The organism is Pseudomonas arsenicoxydans, assembly GCF_900103875.1.
Classification (GTDB): domain Bacteria; phylum Pseudomonadota; class Gammaproteobacteria; order Pseudomonadales; family Pseudomonadaceae; genus Aquipseudomonas; species Aquipseudomonas arsenicoxydans.
In genome coordinates this window covers 6188718-6206705 of sequence record NZ_LT629705.1, presented here as the reverse complement: position 1 = coordinate 6206705, position 17988 = coordinate 6188718, and the positions used below count along the sequence as shown (strand labels likewise).

General features: G+C 59.0%; 15 protein-coding genes and 2 tRNA genes. 5 read left to right on the top strand and 12 right to left on the bottom strand.

The window, feature by feature from the left end; all coding sequences use genetic code 11:
* Positions 1 to 10: 10 nt before the first annotated feature.
* Positions 11 to 337, bottom strand: coding sequence for a DUF3077 domain-containing protein (locus BLQ41_RS29040; RefSeq protein WP_090187676.1), 327 nt, complete (start codon positions 335 to 337; stop codon positions 11 to 13).
* 396 nt (positions 338 to 733) lie between these two features.
* On the opposite strand from BLQ41_RS29040, the gene BLQ41_RS29035 reads away from it, so the two are divergent.
* A complete protein-coding gene (locus BLQ41_RS29035; protein WP_090187673.1) occupies positions 734 to 1030 on the top strand; it encodes a type II toxin-antitoxin system Phd/YefM family antitoxin in 297 nt (98 codons plus the stop codon).
* A 97-nt stretch (positions 1031 to 1127) separates the two neighbouring features.
* Here the strand turns inward: BLQ41_RS29035 and BLQ41_RS29030 are convergent, their stop codons facing one another.
* The 4 genes from BLQ41_RS29030 to BLQ41_RS29015 all read right to left on the bottom strand — a co-directional run bounded on the left by BLQ41_RS29030 (position 1128) and on the right by BLQ41_RS29015 (position 5731).
* Entirely contained in the window at positions 1128 to 2426 is a 1299-nt protein-coding gene (locus BLQ41_RS29030; RefSeq protein ID WP_090187671.1) for a virulence factor family protein, read from the bottom strand.
* Positions 2426 to 5068: a bifunctional lysylphosphatidylglycerol flippase/synthetase MprF gene (gene mprF / locus BLQ41_RS29025; protein WP_090187668.1), complete on the bottom strand. Its 2643-nt coding sequence runs from the start codon at positions 5066 to 5068 to the stop codon at positions 2426 to 2428. Before mprF ends, BLQ41_RS29030 begins: the two co-directional genes overlap by 1 nt.
* Positions 5069 to 5346: 278 nt before the next feature.
* Positions 5347 to 5423 (bottom strand) — tRNA-Met (locus tag BLQ41_RS29020).
* A 231-nt stretch (positions 5424 to 5654) separates the two neighbouring features.
* Positions 5655 to 5731, bottom strand: a tRNA-Met gene (locus BLQ41_RS29015).
* Positions 5732 to 6030: 299 nt separating this feature from the next.
* Between BLQ41_RS29015 and dinB the strand changes: the two genes are divergently transcribed.
* The gene (dinB, locus tag BLQ41_RS29010) at positions 6031 to 7092 is read left to right on the top strand and encodes a DNA polymerase IV (RefSeq protein ID WP_090187665.1); all 1062 of its coding nucleotides are present in this window, start codon (positions 6031 to 6033) and stop codon (positions 7090 to 7092) included.
* A gap of 47 nt (positions 7093 to 7139) precedes the next feature.
* On the opposite strand, the gene BLQ41_RS29005 is transcribed toward dinB, so the two are convergent.
* The 4 genes from BLQ41_RS29005 to BLQ41_RS28990 all read right to left on the bottom strand — a co-directional run bounded on the left by BLQ41_RS29005 (position 7140) and on the right by BLQ41_RS28990 (position 11941).
* Positions 7140 to 8093, bottom strand: a complete 954-nt coding sequence (locus BLQ41_RS29005; protein ID WP_090187663.1) for a hypothetical protein — start codon at positions 8091 to 8093, stop codon at positions 7140 to 7142.
* A 17-nt stretch (positions 8094 to 8110) separates the two neighbouring features.
* Positions 8111 to 9826: a proline--tRNA ligase gene (locus BLQ41_RS29000; protein WP_090187660.1), complete on the bottom strand. Its 1716-nt coding sequence runs from the start codon at positions 9824 to 9826 to the stop codon at positions 8111 to 8113.
* Positions 9827 to 9956: 130 nt separating this feature from the next.
* Complete coding sequence (locus BLQ41_RS28995) at positions 9957 to 11516, bottom strand: AmpG family muropeptide MFS transporter (protein ID WP_090187657.1); 1560 nt, start codon at positions 11514 to 11516, stop codon at positions 9957 to 9959.
* Positions 11517 to 11560: 44 nt separating this feature from the next.
* A complete protein-coding gene (locus tag BLQ41_RS28990) occupies positions 11561 to 11941 on the bottom strand; it encodes an MGMT family protein (RefSeq protein ID WP_231997080.1) in 381 nt (126 codons plus the stop codon).
* A 136-nt stretch (positions 11942 to 12077) separates the two neighbouring features.
* Here BLQ41_RS28990 and BLQ41_RS28985 point away from each other — a divergent pair, with 136 nt between their 5' ends.
* On the top strand, positions 12078 to 13085 hold the full coding sequence (locus BLQ41_RS28985) for a DUF481 domain-containing protein (protein ID WP_090187652.1): 1008 nt from the start codon (positions 12078 to 12080) through the stop codon (positions 13083 to 13085).
* A 110-nt stretch (positions 13086 to 13195) separates the two neighbouring features.
* Here the strand turns inward: BLQ41_RS28985 and BLQ41_RS28980 are convergent, their stop codons facing one another.
* Positions 13196 to 13405 carry a cold-shock protein gene (locus BLQ41_RS28980; protein ID WP_002554837.1) on the bottom strand — a complete coding sequence of 70 codons (210 nt, stop codon included), beginning with the start codon at positions 13403 to 13405 and terminating at the stop codon, positions 13196 to 13198.
* A 354-nt stretch (positions 13406 to 13759) separates the two neighbouring features.
* Between BLQ41_RS28980 and dcd the strand changes: the two genes are divergently transcribed.
* Positions 13760 to 14326 carry a dCTP deaminase gene (gene dcd, locus BLQ41_RS28975; protein ID WP_090187649.1) on the top strand — a complete coding sequence of 189 codons (567 nt, stop codon included), beginning with the start codon at positions 13760 to 13762 and terminating at the stop codon, positions 14324 to 14326.
* 106 nt (positions 14327 to 14432) lie between these two features.
* Complete coding sequence (locus BLQ41_RS28970) at positions 14433 to 14642, top strand: hypothetical protein (protein ID WP_008060697.1); 210 nt, start codon at positions 14433 to 14435, stop codon at positions 14640 to 14642.
* A gap of 48 nt (positions 14643 to 14690) precedes the next feature.
* Here BLQ41_RS28970 and pdeM read toward each other — a convergent pair whose 3' ends face one another.
* Together pdeM and BLQ41_RS28960 are read right to left on the bottom strand one after the other, a co-directional pair.
* Positions 14691 to 15347 carry a ligase-associated DNA damage response endonuclease PdeM gene (pdeM, locus tag BLQ41_RS28965; RefSeq protein WP_090187647.1) on the bottom strand — a complete coding sequence of 219 codons (657 nt, stop codon included), beginning with the start codon at positions 15345 to 15347 and terminating at the stop codon, positions 14691 to 14693.
* Entirely contained in the window at positions 15347 to 17833 is a 2487-nt protein-coding gene (locus BLQ41_RS28960) for a ligase-associated DNA damage response DEXH box helicase (protein WP_090187644.1), read from the bottom strand. The genes pdeM and BLQ41_RS28960 overlap by 1 nt, the downstream gene beginning before the upstream one ends.
* Positions 17834 to 17988 lie beyond the last annotated feature (155 nt).

The following is a 17988-nucleotide window of genomic DNA, read 5'->3' as shown; positions in this document are numbered from 1 at the left end:
ATTTTCGGTGTTACTTGCTTTCGGGCGGCTGTTCTTCTGATTCAGTCTTCGTCCGCTCTGGTCGCGGCGTCAGCACCTTCACCACATCATCAATCACGGCCTTGCCCATCGCCGTCAGGTAATGCGCAGCCCAGGCATGGCGGTCGGTGTCTTTTGCGTAGGCGGCGTCCTCGGTAAATGATTTGGCGAGGAACAGCAGGTCGGAGGCTTGTGACAAGGCATCAACGATGGGCACGCCGGCGCGGACGTTGAATAACGCCTCATCCTGGCAGTAGATGAGGGGGGTGAAGCCGATGGTTTTTAGTTCTGAAATTGCGGATTGATCTGTTTTTGTCATGGTCTTTCTCCAGGGTTCGAGGAGTCGCCACGTTCGTTTCCAAGCGAATAGGTGGCGGCTGTACGCAGGTTGGAAAACCGGGAACCATGGAACCGGCACGCCCAAAGGCGTCCCACGCACAGCCGCCATAACTCAGGATCGCAGTCTTGAAAACCTCTGCAGTCATGATGGGGCGCTGGTGCGCTACGATTCGACGGGTTTCCAAGCCCGATCGCTGAAAGGTCAGCGACGTCCGGAGACTATCCCGTCGAAGAAACGCGCAACAAGGCGGCAAAGTGCCCAAACACGAGATTCGGAGTTTGCCTACAAGGTCTGCGGGCGTCATCTGATATTGCTACACCAGAAGTAAACGATACGTTGAGCTGTGTGCTCAAATTTGCACGATTGTGAAGAGGGATGAATGTGAAGACATCACTAGCGTGTGCAGACCAGGCAATATCGTCGGCTGCAATGGTCAGGGGCTTCAGAGCGCGACTCAAGGAGATCTCCAGCCGTGCCACTGAGCGTTTGGTCATTTTCAAAAATAATCAGCCCGCAGCGGTCATTATCAATGTCGATGCCTATCAGGAAATGCTCAACGAACTTGGGGATCTTCGCGTTGAAGCGGCGGCTGCGGAGCGTTTGACCGGTTTTGATCAGGGCAGGCTAGTTAGTCACGACGACCTGCGGACACGGTACGCCGGTAAAGACTAAGAGCAGGCTCGCTCCCACAAGGATTATGCTGAGTTGGCTGGAATGAAAAAGCCCCCGTTACTGTGAGGTAACGGGGGCTTTTTGTGGGCGGTTCAGATCACTCCTGAGCCGTCGCTCCGTCCTTGGCCTGCCGCTTGACGATGATGTCCACCAACCGCTGGGCCAGCGCCGGGTAGTTCTCGTCGAAGTGATGGCCGCCAGGCAGTTTCATCGCTTCGCCCACGGCGGTCTTGTCGGTGCAGCCGCTTTCGTCGACTTCTTCTGCACCGTAGATGCACACCACTTTCTCCGGCGGCAGCTTGGCCATTTCCGGGCCAGTGGCGGCTTCTTTGCCGGCGTTGCCCAGCCAGCCTTCGACTTCGATCTCGAAGCTGCCGGTGCGGGCGAAGGCCAGCAGGATGATTGCGTCGACGCGCTGCTGTTCCGATTCGGCCAAGCGGTTGTAGATCGCCGGCAGGACGTCGGCGCCGAACGAATAACCGGTCAGGATGAAGCGCTTGGTGCCCCATTTCTGCCGGTAGTGTTGCATCAGTTCGGCGAGGTCCAGCGCGCTTTGCTCCGGGCTCTTGTGCTGCCAGTAGTAGCGCAGGGTGTCGATGCCAACGACCGGGTAACCGATCTTGGCCATTTCGCCCGCGACGTCGCGGTCCAGGTCGCGCCAGCCACCGTCACCGGAGAGGAACAGGGTGACGGTGTCCTTGGCCTGACCTGCAGGCACTTCGACCACTGGAATCTGCAAGCCGCCAGAGGCTTTGTCGCCACCGACGAGAATTTTGCGCAGTTCGTTGTTCAGCACTTGCGGCAGGTTGATGTCGTAGTCGCTGATGCTGGTTTCGGCATTGGGTTGGTCGCGCACGAAGCCGGCACTGGTGTCATCCGGGTTGTCGTTCCATGCCACCAGCCAGTGGCCGTGAGCAGCACTTTTGGGCAGCAGGTGCGTGCAACCCGGTTTTTCCAGGGCCAGGTCCACCGAAACGGCCTGGGCCTTGTCGTTCTTCTGTTCGGACAACCAGCGCCAGGCCAGCACGGCACCAGGACCGATACCACTGACCAGGGTCGCCGGGCCTTTGAGTTCTCTAAGGCCCGATTGCAATGCTCGACTTTGCAGCAAGCAGTCCTTGGGCAAAATGACCTGAACAATCTGTGCCGAAGCGGTGCGGCTCAAGGTCAGCAATTGCTGGTCGCTGAGCTTTTGTTCATCGTTGACCGCTACCAACACCTGGGCGCGTGGCGTTTTCCCTGGGATGACCCGCGTGATCGCGGCGCCATCGGCGGGCGTCAGCCGTTCGAGGGTCGGTTCCGGCGCCGGACGTTTCAGGTACCAGTAACCGCCACCCAGAATCAGGGCCAGCACTACCAGTGTGGCCAGTACGTACCGCAAGGAGCGTCGAATCATCAGCGTTTCACCAATCCAGTCAAGCCGCCCGCAATCAGGGCAGCAGTATCGGCCAGGGCAACCAGCGGATCGAGTCCGGCGGGCACGGCCATATAACGGGGTTCCCAGTCAGGCTGGAATTTGTCTTTGAAGCGGCGCAAGCCTTGGAAATTGTAGAGCTGCTCACCACGGCGGAATACCATCGAACCCAGGCGCTGGGTCAGAGGGGCGCCACGCCGGGGTTGCAACCCCGACAGCGGCACCATGCCCAGGCTGAAACGCGCGTATCCATGATTTTTATAATGTTGAATCAAGCCGATCATCATGAATTCCATGGTCAGCTTGGGAGCGTCAGGGTGCGCGCGCATCAGGTCGAGGCTGGCCAGTTCATGGCCGTACGTCTCGAGCAGGTTGGCGAACGCCACCGGGCGCCCTTCGAAACGAATCACCGCCACCCGGAAATGCTCCAGGTAGTCATCGCTGAAGCGGCCGAGCGAGAAACCTTTCTCGCGCACGTTCTTGCCGGTCAGCCAGGCATCGGAAATCACCTTGAGCTCGTCCATCGGCGCTTGCCCCGGCTCGAAGATCTCCAGCGACAGGCCATCACGGGTGCCCCGGTTCCAGGTGTAGCGCAGGTCTTTCATCTCTTTGCCCTTGGCTTCGAGATCAAAGCGCTTGAGATCGACCCGGGCTTCTTCGCCCAGTTTGATCGCGGTCAGGCCGATGTCCATGTAGTAAGGCAGGTTCTCGGCGCGCACTTGATAGAACACGGGGCGCGCGTGGTGCAGGTCGCACAGGTCGCGGAACTGCCAGATCATCTCCGCCCGTTGCTGGGTCGGACCGATCGGGTCGTACAAGGCCACCAGGCTGCGCCCACGGCGGGCGTACATCAGGAACGCCTGGTCGTTAGGGTGAAACAGCAGCGCCTTGTCACCGGTCAGGGCCAGGCCGCCGTCCGGTTGCGCGGAAGCCATGAGGATCTTCACCGCGCGGTCCAGTTCATCCGGTGTCGGCAGATGGATCACCGGACGCGCGGTGCGCAGCAGCCAGGTCAGGGACACCACCACCAGCAGCACCGCCGCGCCGAGCAACGAGCGCAGGCCACGCGGGGCATCGGCGTCGAGGGTGAACTGCCACCAGAGTTGATGGCTGTACGGAACGTCCTGATAGGCAAACAGCAGCAACCAGATCGACGCACCGAGCACGCACAGGCTGGACACCAGGTACAGCGGCGAAAACGGCAGTTCGGTCAGACGGCTCGGGCGATAGAACGAACGGCGAAAGACCCCAAGCAGGCTCGCGATGAGGGTCATCAGGCAAGCTTCTTCCCAGTCGAAACCTTTAAGCAGGGAGAGCAGGGCGCCCACCAGCAATAGAATGGTGGTCAGCATCCATGCGGCTGACAATCGGCGGCGCAGGCCTTGGGCCAGCAATAGGCAGAGAACACCGACCAGGCTGGCGCCGAAGTGCGAGGCGTCGACCAGTCGGTGCGGAATCAGAAAGCCGATATGTTCCAGGCGGGTGTCGATTTCCGGCGTCACGCCGGAGAACAGCAACACCACGCCCGACAGGAACACCAGCACCGACAGGATCGGCGCGGCCAGGCCGGACGCGGCCCGCAATGATTGGCGCGTCTGGAACAGGCGCTGACCTTCGTTGATCAGCAGCATCAGGCAAGCCACCAGCAGCGGCAGAATCACATAGATCAAGCGATACAACAGCAGTGCGGCTGCCAGTGGCGCCGCGCCGAGTTTGTCGGCGAAGGCCGCCAGCAGAATCGCTTCGAACACGCCGACGCCGCCGGGTACATGACTGAGCACGCCGGCGGCCAGGGCCAGCAGGTACACCAGCATGAAGGCGCCGAACGGAGGGGCTTCCGGCAGCAACAGATACAGCACGGTTGCGGCGGCGGCTACGTCCAAGGCGGTAATGACAAGTTGCAGGAACGTCAGGCGACGGCCGGGAAGACGCAAAGTGCGCCGGCCGACCTTGACCATCAAGTTGTCGGGATAGGGTTGCTCCGGCAGTCGACGGCGGTAGATGCCGATGGCCAGCACCGAAAAGAGCAGCAATACGGCAGCGGCGATCGTCCCCAGCAATAGTTCGGACAGGCCCAGAGCGGTAGAGGCGGCAGGCAGGTTGCTCAGCGTCGCCAAGGCGGCCAGTGGTGGCAGGGCGCAACCCAGCGAGAGGCTGGCGAACAAGGTCATGTGGGCGACGTCTGAAGCCCCCAGACCATGACGCGCATATAAACGGTAGCGAACCGAGCCACCCGAGAGCATGGACAGGCCAATGGCATTGCCGATGGCGAACGCGGTAAAGCCGCCGAGCGCCAGAATGCGCGGCGCCAATGTCACACCTGCGTAGCGACTGGCCGACCATTCATATCCCAGCAGAATAATGAACCCGGCCACGGTCGCACCCAGTGCCCCAAGCAGTGCAGGCTTGGGAACTTCAAGGATAGAGTCGTGCAAAGCGTACAGGTCGAGCTCGCTCAGCAGATGACGACAGGCAATCAGCGCGATAGCGAACAACAGCAGAGTGACCGCCAAGCCAATGGGCTGACGATATTTGCTGACCAGATCCAGCAAGCGCAGACGCTCGGCCTTGATCGGTTGTGTCGCTGTGACGGTGTCTTGTGGATCAGACGAGTTGGCGCGCATCAATCACCTCTTGGATTGTGCGCGACAGGATGGAGGTATCGAGCCAAGTTACCAATCCCTGTAGAAAAAAATAATCACAAATATTAACGCCTCTCACCGGGTAGCGGTGAGGGCATGTCATCAGTGGTAGAGGGTTCTGTGTGCGATTCAGCATAGTCTGGTCTCAGAGCTTCGTTGATCCGGAACGCTTCACTACACAGTGACAGGTCATTGTTGCGAAAGGACTTTTTCAATAGATACAAAAAAGGCCACTCTTTCGAGCAGCCTTTTTTGATGTTTGGTTGCGGGAGCCGGATTTGAACCGACGACCTTCGGGTTATGAGCCCGACGAGCTACCAGACTGCTCCATCCCGCGTCTGTGTGGCGGCATTCTACAGAGGAACGCTGGGGTGTCAACCGTTAATCCCCAGAAGGGTCAAATAAGCGTAAATGAGCGGCGAACGGTCGCAGCCGAGCCTTAAGTTTCGGAATCAGAACGATTTCTTGGTTTCGCCAGCGAAAGGAGGTTCTGTTCATTAAAGCACTCACTTCACAAAACAGACGCGCACAAAAAAGGCCACTCTTTCGAGTAGCCTTTTTTGATGTTTGGTTGCGGGAGCCGGATTTGAACCGACGACCTTCGGGTTATGAGCCCGACGAGCTACCAGACTGCTCCATCCCGCGTCTGTGTGTCGGCATTCTACAGAGGAACGCTGGGCTGTCAACCTCAATCTGGAAAAAACCTGTTCCTGTTCAATCGCTTAGCGGTCGAACCAGCCAGTTGGATCTGCCCGCAAGTCAGGTATGACAAGGCTTTCAGCTCTATTGGGTGATGCTTTTCGATTGAGAAAATAAATTCACCGGCACTTTTCCTACATGAGGAAAAGAACATTCAGACTACTGGTGCTATATACAGGTGCCAGTGAGATACTGCCGGTCTGACTCGGTAACACTCCATTTCTTCACATGAACACCGCTTTTATATGACGCAGCGAAAAATCATCCACGTCGATTGTGATTGCTTCTACGCCGCCATCGAGATGCGTGACGACCCGCGCCTGGCGGGTAAACCGCTGGCAGTGGGTGGTTCGGCGGATAGACGTGGGGTTATCGCCACCTGCAACTACGAGGCGCGGGCCTATGGCGTGCGCTCGGCGATGTCTTCCGGGCATGCCTTGAAGCTGTGCCCGGACCTGACCATCGTCAAGCCGCGCATGGAGGCTTATAGAGAAGCATCGAAGGAAATTCACACGATCTTTCGTGATTACACCGACCTGATCGAGCCACTTTCCCTCGATGAAGCCTACCTTGACGTGTCGGACAGTGCGCATTTCGGCGGCAGCGCCACACGTATTGCCCAGGACATTCGCCGTCGCGTCTCTAATCAACTGCACATCACCGTGTCGGCGGGCGTGGCACCGAACAAGTTTCTCGCCAAAATTGCCAGTGACTGGAAGAAGCCCAATGGTTTGTTCGTCATTACGCCGGATCAGGTCGAGGATTTTGTCAGCGGTTTGCCAGTCAGCAAGCTGCACGGCGTCGGGAAAGTGACTGCCGACAAGCTGGGCCGACTCGGTATTGTCGATTGTTCACACCTGCGCGAATGGGACAAGTTGGCGCTGGTGCGTGAATTCGGCAGTTTCGGCGAACGACTCTGGAACCTGGCCCGTGGGATCGACGACCGGCTGGTGCATAACGACAGTCGTCGACAGTCGATCAGTGTTGAAAACACCTACGACGTGGATCTCCCGGATCTGGTGAGTTGCCTGGACAAGCTGCCCGAGCTGCTGGAAACCCTGGCGGGTCGCATGGCGCGAATCGATAGCAGCTATCGGCCCGGCAAGCCGTTCGTCAAAGTGAAATTCCACGATTTTACCCAGACGACCCTGGAGCAGGCCGGGGCAGGGCGGAGTTTGGGGAGTTATCAGTTGCTGCTGACGCAGGCGTTCAATCGCGGCGGCAAACCGGTTCGATTACTGGGGGTTGGGGTGAGGCTGGAGGATTTGCGGGGCGGGTTCGAGCAGATGGAGTTGTTTGAGCGTTGAGACCTGAAAGCAAAAGATCGCCCCTGCGGACGATCTTTTAAGGGGGCTTAATTCGGTCCCGGATCCGCCACCAATCGTCCGGCATCCTTGGTCAAAGACTTGAGGAATTCGTTCTGCAGCTCGGGATCGTTGCGAGTCAGTTCGATCAGGCTTTGTTCCAGTTCGCTGGCTTCCTCTTCCAGGCCCAGTTCCGACAGGCGTTTGACCCGGTGTACCCACTGGCTCACTTCGTCGTCTTCCAGGTCGTCGTAAATCAACCCGTGGGCTTCGAGCAACTTGCCACGCAAGCCGCTGCTGACTGCCAGCGACGAGTCGGTGTGCACATCGTCCTGACCGTCTTCGACACTAATCAGCAGTCGAGTCAGATGATTGATGTCATGTTCGGCGAACGGAGTGTCCAGCAGGTTCAGGCGTAAAACACCGTTTTTATCGGTGGTCAGCTCGAACGTTTCCTTGCCGGCCTTGACCTGCACCGGGCGCTCGCTCCACGGAAGGCTCGAGTATTCAGTGCGCTTGTCGCGCTGAACCTCGTCGATGCCCGCCAGGTTCTGCTGCGCTCGACCATGGGATGGCATGTTCATGAACGGGTTGAGCCCGGCGATACCGTAGCTCAGCCAGTCTTTCGTCACGCTGTCCGGTAGATTGCCGAGGGCGAACACGTTGACCACATTCGCGCCGACGCCAGCCACCACGGCCACCGCGCCCAGCGGAATTTCGTAAACCTCCCGCCAGGGTTGATAAGGCGTATAGCGATCGTAGTGGCGCGTGACTTCGAACTCCGTGACTTCGAACGTCTTCTGCTCGTGGATTTTCACCCGACGTTGCGGCAATTCGAGCACCTTGGGCTCGCCGACATCGATCTGCAGGCTGTGATCGAGCAATTTGCGCTCGACACGTTCCTCGTGCTCGCTGCGTTGTGACATGTGATTGGCACAGCCACTGACCAGCAGGGTGCCGCACAGGGCGGCACCACCGAGGCCTAAGGTGTTTCGCTTGAACATGACTTCTCTATCTGGTGTCAGCGGCGGATGCGGGCCTGGAGGAACGACAGCACGTCAGCGACCGGCAGCGCTTGCGCTTCAGGTTCGGTGCGGCTCTTGTATTCCAGATTGCCTTCGGCGAGGCCGCGGTCACTGACCACGATCCGGTGAGGAATGCCGATCAGCTCCATGTCCGCGAACTTGATGCCCGGGCTGGTTTTCTTGTCGCGGTCGTCGAGCAGCACTTCGAAGCCTGCGCCAGTCAGCTCTGCATACAGCTTGTCGGTGGCTTCGCGAACCTGTTCGGTTTCGTAGCGCAGTGGCACCAGAGCAACCTGGAACGGGGCCAGGGTGTCGCTCCAGATGATCCCGTTGGCGTCGTTGTTCTGCTCGATGGCCGCAGCCACCACGCGGGAAACGCCAATGCCGTAGCAACCCATTTCCAGGGTGACCGGCTTGCCGTTCTCGCCCAGCACTTCGCACTTCATCGCCTTGCTGTACTTGTTGCCCAGCTGGAAGATGTGCCCGACTTCGATGCCGCGCTTGATTTCCAGGGTGCCCTTGCCGTCCGGGCTTGGGTCGCCAGCGACAACGTTGCGCAGGTCGGCAACGGTCGGAACGGGCAGATCGCGCTCCCAGTTCACGCCGAAGTAGTGCTTGTCGTCGATGTTGGCGCCGATGCCGAAGTCGCTCATCAGTTCGACGGAGCGGTCGATGATGATCGGCAGTGGCAGGTTCAGCGGGCCGAGGGAGCCGGCGCCGGCGCCAATGGCGTCGCGCAGTTCGCTTTCGGAGGCCATGACCAGCGGGCTGGCTACGCCAGGCTGGTTGGCGGCCTTGATTTCGTTCAGTTCGTGGTCGCCGCGGATGATCAGGGCAATCAGCTTGCCTTTCTCTTCAGCGTGAACCACCAGGGTCTTGATGGTTTTCTCGATCGGCAGGTTGAAGCCTTCGACCAGTTGCGCGATGGTTTTGGCGTTCGGTGTGTCGACCAGGCGCAGCTCTTCGGCTGGCGCAGGGCGAGACGTTTCACGCGGTACGGCTTCTGCTTTCTCGATGTTCGCGGCGTAGTCGGAACCGTTGCTGAAGACGATATCGTCTTCACCGGAATCGGCCAGTACGTGGAACTCGTGGGAGCCGGCACCACCGATCGAACCGTTGTCGGCTTCAACCGGGCGGAATTTCAGGCCCAGGCGGGTGAACACGTTGCAGTACGCTTGGTGCATGCGGTCGTAGGTGACCTGCAGCGATGCCTGGTCGGCGTGGAACGAGTACGCATCCTTCATGATGAATTCGCGGCCGCGCATCAAGCCGAAACGTGGGCGGATTTCATCGCGGAACTTGGTCTGGATTTGATACAGGTTGATTGGCAGCTGTTTGTAGCTGCTCAATTCATTGCGCATCAGATCGGTGATCACTTCTTCGTGAGTCGGGCCGGCGCAGAAATCGCGGCCGTGGCGATCCTTGAAACGCAGCAATTCAGGGCCGTACTCTTCCCAGCGACCGGATTCCTGCCACAGCTCAGCCGGTTGGGTGCTCGGCATCAACACTTCGAGAGAGCCGGCTGCGTTCATTTCTTCACGAACGATGGCTTCGACCTTGCGCATCACTCGCAAGCCCATCGGCAGCCAGGTGTAGAGGCCCGAGGCGAGTTTGCGGATCATGCCGGCGCGCAGCATCAGCTGATGGCTGACTACAACCGCGTCGGAAGGCGTTTCTTTCTGTGTGGCGAGCAAAAATTGACTGGTGCGCATGGTTGGCCGTTGTCGGTTGCTGATGACGAGAAATGACGGAGCATTGTACGGGCGAGATCCGCTGGCGTACAGGCGTGCGGTCGGCGGTGTGGCAGGAGGGCGGGTTTCGCCGCGCCCTCTGCGAAATGTCTTACGATTCTTCGGCGACCTGGGTCGGCACCGGTTCGGGTGTCGGTGTCGGACCTGCGCGGCGGCTCTCCTGGAACCAGTGCAGGGCGATCAACAGCACCGTCGGCACGCCGAGGAGGGCGGTGATCATGAAGAAATTGTGATAGCCGAATTTCTCTACCATGACGCCTGAGTAACCGCCGATCAGGCGAGGCAGCAGCAACATGATCGAGCTGAGCAGGGCGTACTGGGTGGCGGAGAATTTCAGGTTGGTCAGGCTCGACAGGTAGGCGACGAACGCTGAGGTCGCCAGGCCCGAGCTGAAGTTATCCAGGGAAATAGTGAAGATCAGCATGTTCAGATTCGCGCCCATGTCGGCGAGCATCAGGAACAGCAGGTTGGTCCCGGCCGAGGTGATACCGCCGATGAGCAGGATTGGCAAGATACCGAAGCGCACGATCAGCAGGCCGCCCATCCCGGCGCCGAGTAGCGTCATGATCAGGCCAAAGACCTTACTGACGCTGGCAATCTGGTCTTTGGTGAAACCCTGGTCGATGTAGAACACGTTGGCCATCACGCCCATGACCGTATCGGACATCCGATAGGTGGCGATCAGCCCGAGCAGCAGGAACGCTTGCCAGCGGTAACGCAAAATGAAGTCGTTGACTGGGGTCAGTACCGGCGCCAGACCGCGCCGACCCATGGCTGACAGGCACATCATCGTCAGGGTGGTGTAGAGGATTGCCCGCAGGAATGCGCGATCTTCAAGCAGCAGGTCGAGCAGGCTTACGCCTTTGAACAGCACGCTGGCGAAGTCGGTGTTGTAGAGTTGGGTGAACATGGCCGGTACCGAGACCAGCAACACAATCAGCACGAACACCGACACCAGTTGATGCACAAAGCTGTAGCGCCCGGCCTGGAGTTGGGTGCGCAGTGGCACGGGTGGCTCACGCATGAACAGGCTGGTCAGCAAGGCCGGAATCATCAGGGCGCCAAACAGTACGTAAGTGCCGGTCCAGGCTGAGTGCTTGTAGTTGAAGCCGGTGGAGCCGAAGCCTTCAGCGAAGAACAGTGCGCCGGCCGTGGCCAGCAGCGCGGCAATCCGGTAGCCAGACATATAGCTGGCAGCGAGCGCGGCCTGGCGAGTGTCGTCGGCGATTTCCAGGCGATAGGCGTCAACCGCGATGTCTTGTGTCGCCGAGGCGAAGGCGACGACCACGGCGATAGCGATCAGCCAGGACAGGTGTTTTTGCGGATCGCAGAAACCCATCCCGATCAAGCCGAGGATGACCAGCGTCTGGGACAGTACCAGCCAGGAGCGTCGTCGACCGAGTTTGCCGAGAAATGGCAGGCGCCATTGGTCCAGCAGCGGAGACCACACCCATTTGAAGGCATAGGCCAAGCCGATCAGGCTTGCATAGCCAATGGTTTCGCGGGCTACACCGGCCTCACGCAGCCAGACGGAAAGCGTCGAAAACACCAGCATGTAGGGCATGCCGGCGGCGAAACCAAGCAACAACAACACGAGCGTCGAGGGGCTGGCATAGGCGGCGAGCGCGGCGCGCCAGGTTTTACGGGGCATGGGCTGGAGTCTGCCTCAAGAGTTACGGAAACAAAGCGCGCACTCTAACCGCTGTGCTCTACCGGACGCCAGCCATGGCGCAGAATATCAACACGATTATTCAGGACACTAATGCCTTCGGAGCGCAATCGCGCCCGCTGCTCATCCCCTGAAGGACTGCCCACGGGCAAGCTGATCCGACCACCGGCACCGAGCACGCGATGCCAGGGCAACTTCGTGTCGCCGGGCAATTGGCTCAGTGTGCGTCCAACCCAGCGTGCGGCTCGGCCCAATCCGGCCAGCTCGGCCAATTGACCATAGCTCACCACTTTGCCCTCCGGTACCTGTGCAAGGGTCAGGTAGAGCGCCGTGCGTCGGATTTGCGCCGGGCTTTCGGTTTCAGTGGTGGAGTCGGTCACGTCCGCAGTTCCTGAAAAAGTTCGCATTACCGGCTGTAGAGTAAGTCCTGGATCCCCTGTTGAGAAATGAACTCAGGAGAAATAGTTGGGTCAGTCGTTGTCAGGGTCTTATTCCCACGGATAATGCCGACTTTTTTTCGCAATCTTGAGCCTATCTCTGCTTATGGTGTCCAGAACCCTGTTGTGCCTTGCTGTCATGAGTGCTTCCACTCCCTTGCTCGCCGATACCGTCTGGTTGAAAAACGGTGACAAGTTGAGCGGCAAGATTTCGCTGTTCGACGGCGGCAAATTGCTGATCCAGACCGAGTACGCCGGCGCGGTGCCGATCGACTGGAAACAGGTCAAAACCCTGGAAAGTGATCAGGAGTTGTTGGTCAAGCAAGATGCCTACACCGGCGAAAAGGCCAAGTCGTTGCATCCGGCGGACGATGGCAAGGTGACGCTGGAAAATGGCGAGGCGCCCAAGACTGTGGAGCTGGCCAGCATCCAGCAGATCCTCAAGCCCAAGCCGGTCGTCGAAGACCTGGTGTGGAAGGGCAATATCGATGCGGCGCTGGATTACCAGCGGGCGGAAAAAGACACCGATGACTACGACATCGACTTCAAGACCACCGCGCGTCATGGCAGATGGCGCCACATCGCGGAAGGCGAGTACAACCGCGAATTTCAGGATGACGTGGTCACCACCGACAACTGGCGCGCCGAATACTCGCTCGACCGCTTCCTGACCGAGAAATGGTTCTGGCAAGGTCGAGCAGTCTATAAGCGTGACAAGGTCGAAGACCTCTCTCGTCAGCGCACGGTCGGTACCGGTCCGGGTTACCAGTTCTGGGATGACGAGTTGGGCGCATTCTCCCTGGGTTCACTGGTTAACCGCACGGACTATGAGTTCTCCGACGGCAGCAAGGAGAACTTCTATTCCTTGGCGATGAAGTGGGACTACAACCGCTACCTGATCGGCAAGAAGGTGGAGTTCTTCACCAATGGCGAAGTGGGCAAGCCGTTGTCGGGCGTTGCCGATTATGCACTCGATGCCGAAATGGGCTTGCGCTACAAAGTCACGGAGTGGGCATCGCTCAATCTGAAGGCTGAGCGAGACATCATCAGCGGTACCGACGAGGCTGATCTGGACAAGACGCGCTACACCGCAGGGTTTGGCGTGGCCTGGTAAGGCATAAAAAAATCGCAGCCACTGGCTGCGATTTTTTTTGCCTGCAAAACAGCCAGGCACAAAAAAGCCCCGCTTTTGAGGGCGGGGCTTTTTACTAAAGCAAGTACAAGTTAGATAACTTGAACTTCTTCAGCTTGCATGCCTTTCTGACCGCGGGTAGCGATGAAAGAAACCTGTTGGCCTTCTTTCAGGCTTTTGAAGCCGTCGGATTGGATAGCTTTGAAGTGAACGAACAGGTCGTCACCGGATTGTGGGGTGATGAAGCCGAAGCCTTTTTCATCGTTGAACCACTTAACGGTACCGGTTTGGCGATTAGACATGGTGTAACTCCTTGAACAAAGATAACTGCGACGCAGGAAGAACCCTGGCCGAGACTGAGTGCAAAGAGCAGGAAAAATTCTTGTAGATGGTTGGATCGAAATTCAACATATCGTGTAGAGATTCTCAGTGACACAAGCAGCACAGTGGCGCCACCTTAACCCTTTTTACAGAACGTGCCAATGCTTCTTGCGAAGGTTTCTCTGTTTTCATGACTGACGGTGCAGCGTATTAACGCCAAAGCCCAATATTTACAGGGGATCGGCGAGAATTGTGCCCCGGACTTTGAACCCGGAGCGCGCGCCCGGTAAGATGCCGGACAGAATTTTTCCACCTCGCTATTCAGGACACCCGCCATGAGCATCAAATCGGACAAGTGGATTCGCCGCATGGCGCAAGAGCACGGCATGATCGAGCCCTTCGTTGAGCGCCAGATGCGCGGTGAAGGCGCCGAGCGCGTCATTTCCTACGGTGTTTCGAGCTATGGCTACGACGTTCGCTGCGCCGACGAATTCAAGGTGTTCACCAACATCAACTCGGCGACCGTCGATCCGAAGAACTTCGATGAGAAGAGCTTCGTCGACGTTAAAAGCGATGTCTGCATCATTCCGCCGAACTCCTTCGCCCTGGCACGCACCGTGGAATTTTTCCGCATTCCGCGCAACGTGCTGACCATTTGCCTGGGTAAAAGCACCTACGCGCGTTGCGGCATTATCGTCAACGTGACGCCGCTTGAGCCCGAGTGGGAAGGCCACGTGACCCTGGAGTTCTCCAACACCACGACCTTGCCGGCGAAAATCTACGCCAACGAAGGCGTGGCGCAGATGCTGTTTTTCGAATCCGACGAAGAGTGCGAAGTCTCCTACAAGGACCGTGGCGGCAAGTATCAGGGCCAGCTCGGCGTCACCCTCCCACGCACTTGATCCATTCATCTGGCAGGTAGCGGGAATTCTTGAGCGGGTAGACACTCTATTGGGTGTACTGCCCGGTTCGCGCACAGCGAACGGGGCCTTCGCTCAGGAGTGCTATATGAAGATCGATCCGCGAATAAGTGCCGAACTGGCAAGGCTTGAGCCCAATCAGGTTGGCGTTTTGGCCTGGTCATTGTTGGCACATCCGCCCGTCAGCATGGCAGGGGGCATCCCCGGCCAGCCTGATCCCGATACCCCCAATGAACAACCGACAGAACCCGGTGAGCCCACTTTGCCGGACGAGCCGCCTCCCGCGCCTGTCGCCTGACCTGCTGCTGAAACATGAATGGCCAGTCAGCTGATGTCCCTGAAGACGTCAGCTGACTGGCCATATTTCGTTGTCGCCAATGACAAAAATCCTGCAGCGCTCGTCTTGCTCGACCTGATACCCGCCGGTAAACGCGCCAAAGGCCGGTAACAGGCTTACATCCACGCCCAGCTTGAAGCAGGCCAGTCGCAAGGTCTGCCGACCTCTGCCATTAAGTCGGTACACCGGATGTACGTGTCCGGCGAGCACGTGCCGGTCAGGATGTGGCTCCGGTTCGTGCTGCAAGGCGAACGGCCCCATCAGTAACGGCTCCGGCACGACCCGAATGTTTAACGAGGCCGGCGGGTCCCCCGCGCGTTTGTCGTGGTTGCCACGAATCAGCGTCATCGGCAAATCAGGGTGGCGCATTCGCCATTCGGCCAGGGCGCTCAGGGTGGCCGTTGCGTGAGAGCCGGGCCCGTGTAGAAAATCCCCGAGGAAAATCAGCTGACGGCAGGGCAAGGCTGTCAGCAGCCCGTCCAGCACCGCGATATTGCTCGCGGTGGTGCCGTGAGGCACTGGCTGGCCAAGGCTGCGATAGGCCGCCGCCTTGCCGAAATGCACATCAGCGATCAGCAGCGCTTGTTGGGCTGGCCAATAGATAGCCTTTTCGGGCAGCAGCCACAGTTCCTCACCCGCCAGTCGTATCGGATAGGGCGTGTTCATCAGCGTTTCCCGGTTTCGGCGGTTTTCTCAAGGTCGCTGACCATGCGGCGGATGCGATCGGCGAGTTTTTCCGAACTCATGCTTTCCCGCATGCGCTCGACCAGCAGCGGAAACCCGAGTGGTGTAGGACGTTTGATCTGATGCAGGTCCACTTTCAGCCGGTTGATGCGCTCCAGCGACTCCTCCAGGCGATGAATATCCAGTTCTTCACGCAGAACTTCTTCCCCTGCCTGCGCCAGCAGCAAATTGCCGGCGTCGTATTGTTTGAATACTTCGAAGAACAACCCGCTCGACGCTTGAACCTGGCGCGTGCTTTTCGGTGCGCCGGGGTAGCCGGCGAAGACCAGCCCGGCGATCCGCGCGATTTCCCGAAACCGGCGACGTGCAAGTTCACCGGCATTCAAACTGGCGAGCACGTCTTGCAACAAATTGCCGGGACTCAGTAATTCGGCGTTCAGCACCTGTGACCAATCCATGTGAGTGGCACTGAGCAATTCCAGCCCATAGTCGTTTACCGCAATGGAAAACGTCACTGGCTGTTGTTGGCTGACGCGCCAGGCCAGCAGACTGGCGAGCCCCAAATGCACTTGGCGCCCGGCAAAGGGATAAAGAAACAGGTGCCAGCCTTCGCGGGATTTCAGGGCCTCAGCCAGCAACTTCGTCGAGGTTGGCAGGCCGGACCAACGTTGTTGCACCTCAAGCAGAGGCTGCAATGCCTGCATTTCCGGGCCGACGAACTCACCGTGCGCGGCCGCACTGAAACGCTCGACCACCGCCTGTGCCAGCTCGTTGGAGAGGGGCATCCGGCCGCCATTCCAGCGCGGCACCGCCGCTTTTTTCACGGTGCTGCGTTTGACATAAGCGGTCATGTTTTCCACCCGGACCAGTTCCAACAGACGCCCCGCAAACAGAAAACCGTCACCCGGTTTGAGTCGCGCGATAAACCCTTCCTCGACACTGCCCAATTGTTTGCCACCGCCGCCCTTGCTCCAGAACTTCAGCTGGATGCTCGCGTCGCTGACGATGGTGCCGATGCTCATGCGATGGCGCCGCGCGAGTCGCGCATCCGGCACGCGCCACACGCCGTGTTCATCCGGTTCGACCCTGCGGTAGTCCGGGTAAGCCGTCAGAGAAAGTCCGCCATGGCGTACGAAAGCCAGTGCCCAGGTCCAGTCCGCCTGGGTGAGATCGCGATACGCCCAGGCGCCGCGGACTTCTTCATACAACTCATCGGGCAAAAAACCACCGCCCAGCGCCATGCTGACCAGGTGCTGAACCAACACATCCAGCGGTTTATGCGGTGACTCTCGAGGTTCAATGCGTTGCGCCGCCACGGCGTCTTGCGCAGCGGCCGCTTCGATCAATTCCAGACTGTGAGTGGGCACCAGGGTCACCCGTGAAACCCGTCCCGGCGCGTGACCTGAGCGACCTGCGCGTTGCATCAGCCGCGCCACGCCCTTGGCCGAGCCGATTTGCAGCACCCGTTCCACTGGCAGGAAGTCCACGCCCAAATCCAGGCTGGACGTGCAAACCACCGCTTTGAGCTGACCGTCTTTCAATGCCCGCTCAACCCAGTCGCGGGTTTCTCTCGACAGTGAGCTGTGATGCAAAGCGATTAACCCGGCCCAATCGGGGCGTGCCTCCAGCAAGGCTTGATACCAGATCTCCGATTGCGCGCGGGTATTGGTGAACACCAGGCTGCTGGGGCTGGAATCCAGTTCCACGACGACTTGCGGCAACATCTTCAAACCGATATGTCCGGCCCATGGAAACCGTTCGATGGCGGGGGGTAACAATGTGTCGACGAGCAATGACTTGGAGGTCTGGCCCTGCACACTGATGCCGCCACCTTGTGGGATCAATACCTGTTCAGCGTGGGCCTGATTACCCAGCGTCGCGGAAACGCCCCACACGATCAGCTCCGGGGTCCACCGCCGCAAGCGCGCCAGGGCCAGTTGCAGTTGCACGCCGCGTTTGTTGCCGAGCAGTTCATGCCATTCGTCGACCACCACCATGCGCAGGGTCGCCAGCGCCGTGCGCGCATCGGCACGGGCGAGCATCAGGGTCAGGCTTTCGGGGGTGGTGATCAGGGTGGTGGGCAGGCGTCGACTCTGACGGGCGCGCTCGCTGCTGCTGGTGTCGCCGGTACGCAGTCCGACGCTCCACGGAATATGCAAATCAAGCAGCGGCGCTTCCAGGGCTCGGGCCGTGTCGGCCGCCAGAGCGCGCATGGGCGTGATCCACAACACGGTCAGTGGTTGGGCGAGCGGTTTTCGTTTGCGTGGTGTTTCAACAGGCGCAACGAATGAGGCGAAACGATTGAGCGCGGCAAACCAGAGCGCGTAGGTTTTACCGGCGCCGGTGCTGGCGTGCAGCAATCCGGACTCACCGCGTTTAACCGCCATCCACACCTGTTTCTGAAAGGCGAATGGCTTCCAGCCGCGGGCGGTGAACCATTGTTTAGCGAAGTCGGGGGAGGTTCCCATACCGGCGATGTGCGCTCTGAAAGTGTTCTTTCAGTGACCGCGCCGCCATGGCAAAGGTTTAATGACACTGAGCAATCTGAGCGACCGGACCCTACTGTAGGAGCTGTCGAGTGAAACGAGGCTGCGATCTTTTGATCCTGATCTTTAAAAAAACA

Bases quoted from the DNA above. Each gene is read 5' to 3' on its own strand.
- BLQ41_RS29030 (WP_090187671.1), bottom strand. From the start codon at position 2,426: ATGATTCGACGCTCCTTGCGGTACGTACTGGCCACACTGGTAGTGCTG.
- pdeM (WP_090187647.1), bottom strand. From the start codon at position 15,347: ATGAACACGCCCTATCCGATACGACTGGCGGGTGAGGAACTGTGGCTG.
- BLQ41_RS28980 (WP_002554837.1), bottom strand. From the start codon at position 13,405: ATGTCTAATCGCCAAACCGGTACCGTTAAGTGGTTCAACGATGAAAAA.
- BLQ41_RS29000 (WP_090187660.1), bottom strand. From the start codon at position 9,826: ATGCGCACCAGTCAATTTTTGCTCGCCACACAGAAAGAAACGCCTTCC.
- BLQ41_RS28990 (WP_231997080.1), bottom strand. From the start codon at position 11,941: ATGCGAACTTTTTCAGGAACTGCGGACGTGACCGACTCCACCACTGAA.
- dinB (WP_090187665.1), top strand. From the start codon at position 6,031: ATGACGCAGCGAAAAATCATCCACGTCGATTGTGATTGCTTCTACGCC.
- BLQ41_RS29035 (WP_090187673.1), top strand. From the start codon at position 734: ATGAATGTGAAGACATCACTAGCGTGTGCAGACCAGGCAATATCGTCG.
- BLQ41_RS29005 (WP_090187663.1), bottom strand. From the start codon at position 8,093: ATGTTCAAGCGAAACACCTTAGGCCTCGGTGGTGCCGCCCTGTGCGGC.
- BLQ41_RS29040 (WP_090187676.1), bottom strand. From the start codon at position 337: ATGACAAAAACAGATCAATCCGCAATTTCAGAACTAAAAACCATCGGC.
- BLQ41_RS28995 (WP_090187657.1), bottom strand. From the start codon at position 11,516: ATGCCCCGTAAAACCTGGCGCGCCGCGCTCGCCGCCTATGCCAGCCCC.
- mprF (WP_090187668.1), bottom strand. From the start codon at position 5,068: ATGCGCGCCAACTCGTCTGATCCACAAGACACCGTCACAGCGACACAA.
- BLQ41_RS28960 (WP_090187644.1), bottom strand. From the start codon at position 17,833: ATGGGAACCTCCCCCGACTTCGCTAAACAATGGTTCACCGCCCGCGGC.
- dcd (WP_090187649.1), top strand. From the start codon at position 13,760: ATGAGCATCAAATCGGACAAGTGGATTCGCCGCATGGCGCAAGAGCAC.
- BLQ41_RS28985 (WP_090187652.1), top strand. From the start codon at position 12,078: ATGGTGTCCAGAACCCTGTTGTGCCTTGCTGTCATGAGTGCTTCCACT.
- BLQ41_RS28970 (WP_008060697.1), top strand. From the start codon at position 14,433: ATGAAGATCGATCCGCGAATAAGTGCCGAACTGGCAAGGCTTGAGCCC.